General features: G+C 58.7%; 2 protein-coding genes. Both read left to right on the forward strand.

Annotated elements, in window-relative coordinates:
• The first annotated feature begins 97 nt into the window (after positions 1–97).
• A complete protein-coding gene (locus DW151_RS10280; RefSeq protein ID WP_118335742.1) occupies positions 98–2014 on the forward strand; it encodes a BMP family ABC transporter substrate-binding protein in 1917 nt (638 codons plus the stop codon).
• A complete protein-coding gene (locus tag DW151_RS10285; RefSeq protein ID WP_117635372.1) occupies positions 2011–2721 on the forward strand; it encodes a metallophosphoesterase in 711 nt (236 codons plus the stop codon). The genes DW151_RS10280 and DW151_RS10285 overlap by 4 nt, the downstream gene beginning before the upstream one ends.
• The last annotated feature ends 68 nt before the right edge of the window (positions 2722–2789 follow it).

Genomic DNA, 2789 nt, shown 5'->3' on the forward strand with positions numbered 1-2789 from the left:
AAGAAATGGGAGGCAGTTCACAGGCACCTTTGTGGTGGTTTCGCATCGTGGTACCATGGTTCATATCGTTGTTTAAACGACTAAGGGAGTAGACACCATGGAAGAGGCCTATCGTCAAGCACGCAAGCGCGGCGAGCAGGGACGTCGACGCGCCATCAGCCAAAGCGAGCATCCATACCTTACGGACCTCGACAGTTTGGTTGCTCAGCTCCCCTTAGGTCAGCGAGAGAGCGTCGGCCTGCGGGATATTCCACTCGAAATGGTCGTCGGCACGGTCACCAAGGGCCGTCAGTCTGCCTTTTCGTGCAACTTTATGCCCCTGTTGCCATTTAGCACCGAGTTCGCCCGCAAGTGGTCCAACCTCTACGACATCCAGGTGACCGAGGGCTATCGCGACCCCATCATCGTCACCGAGTTCATGCATCGGTTCTACGTCCAGGAGGGCAACAAGCGCGTCAGTGTCCTCAAATTCCTGGACGCCCCGACGGTTTCGGCCAAGGTCACCCGCCTCTACCCCGGAAAATGGGATTCCGTCGAAAGCCGCCTCTATGGCGAGTTCTGCGCGTTTTGGCGCGTCTGCCCCCTATACGAGATCGAGTTCTCGCGCGAGGGAAGCTACGAGACGCTCGCCAAGATGCTCGGTCAGGACCTTGTCGAAAAATGGCCGCAGAAAAAGGTCGACTACCTGCGCCACACCTTCCTACTCTTTAAGCGCGCCTACCTGCGCGCCGGCGGCGACCACCTGGACATTACGCCCGCCGACGCCATGCTCGTCTACCTCAATGTGTACAACCAAGACCGTCTACTGGATACGCCGACGGACATCGTCGTAAACCGCCTGTGCAAGATTTGGCGCGAGCTGGTCATTGCCGGCAAAAATGACGAGGACAAGGTCGATCTTGTCGAAGCGCCGAGTGTCGATGAGGAAGAGTCGCCCGCCAAGTCCACCTCCGGTGTGCTCAACTTCTTTATGGGCAAGACCGTCTATTCGGCGGCCAATCCCCTGCGCATCGCCTTTATCCATGAATTCCCTTGTGCAACGTCGAGCTGGGACAGCCTACACGACCAAGGGCGTCAGTATCTCGACGAGCACTTTGGCGGTATCGTGCGCACCGAGGCGTTCGAGGACTGCCACGATCCGGACGTGTTCTACGCCGCCGTGGAAACGGCTGTCAAACATGGAGACAACGTCATCTTCTCGACCTCGCACCGCCTGATGGAATACACGCTCAGGGCAGCCGTTGAGTATCCCCAGGTTCGGTTCCTTAACTGTTCTATCGGCCTTCCCCACCAAAGCGTCCGTTCGTACTTTGGCAAGATGTACGAGGCCAAGTTCCTCCTGGGCGCCCTTGCGGCTAGCATGGCGGACAACCATCGCATTGGCTACCACGCGTCGGTCTTTGCGTCGGGCGCGCTTAGCGAGATCAACGCCTTTGCCATCGGCGCCTCGCTGCTCGACCCTCGCGCGCAGGTAATCCTCACCTGGGGCGATGTACCCGCCGGCGGTCTTGCCGAGGCCATGTGCCGCGAAGGCGTGAGTGTTATGACCGGTGTCGACATGTCCAAGTCGCTGGAGGACCCCACGGCCTACGGACTCCACCGCCTGGTCGATGGCAAGGTCGTCGGCATCGCCATGCCGGTATGGAACTGGGGCCGTTACTACGAGCTTATCGTGCGAAGCCTGCTGCATGGCACCTGGGATGAGACCAGTGACAACAGCCAGGTTCGCGCCGTCAACTACTGGTATGGTATGAGCTCGGGCGTTATCGACATTCGCTACGCTCCGGGCCTGCCCTATCAGACGCGCAAGCTTGTTCAGCTACTGCGCAATGGCATCGTCGAGGGCTCCATCAATCCATTTGGCGGCGAGCTCCATAGCCAAGACGGCGTGGTGCAGATCGAGGGCTTTCCCCCACTGCCGAGCACGCAAATCGTCGAGATGGACTGGCTGGCCGACAACGTGGTGGGCACCATTCCGCAACTCGACGATGAGCCGAAGGTCCGCGCCCTATGAAAATCCTTGCCATAGCCGATACCGAAGAGCGATGCCTGTGGGAGTGCTTTCGCAAGGAGCGCTTTGAGGACGTTGACCTGATTCTATCCGCAGGCGACCTGGATCCGGACTATCTTGAGTTTTTGGTCACTGTCATCAACAAACCGCTTGTGTACGTTCGTGGCAACCACGACGACCGCTACGCGCGCCATGCACCGGGCGGGTGCATTTGTGTTGAGGACAGCGTATATGTGTACCGAGGTATTCGCATTGCGGGTCTGGGCGGTTCCATGCGCTACCGCGACGGCGCGAACATGTATACCGAGCGCGAGATGGCAAAACGCATGCGCAAGCTATCGCGAAAAATCGCACTGGTAGACGGATGCGATATTCTACTTACCCATGCACCCGTCGCAGGCATGGGCGACCTGGACGACCTGCCGCATCGAGGATTCGAGTGCTTTAATGCGGCTCTTGAGTCTTGGGGTCCCGACTATATGATTCACGGGCATGTGCACCAAAGCTACGGCCCCAACTTTCAACGCGAGCGCCAACACCCATGCGGAACGAAGATTGTCAACGCCTGCGGCTATACCAAGATCGAAATTGACGAGGCGCGCTACCCCACGCGCGGTTGGAAGGCCGCTTGGCTCAACTCGCAAACCATGCGCCGCGAGCTCAAACGCCACGAAGCAATCGAGTCTTCAACCGCCAGAACCCCCTGGTAACTGCCAACAACCACCACGAAGGGGATAGTGAACTGCCTCCCATTTCTTGGACATCGGGAAATGGGAGG

It is taken from the genome of Collinsella sp. AM13-34 (assembly GCF_003473055.1).
Taxonomy (GTDB): Bacteria; Actinomycetota; Coriobacteriia; order Coriobacteriales; family Coriobacteriaceae; genus Collinsella.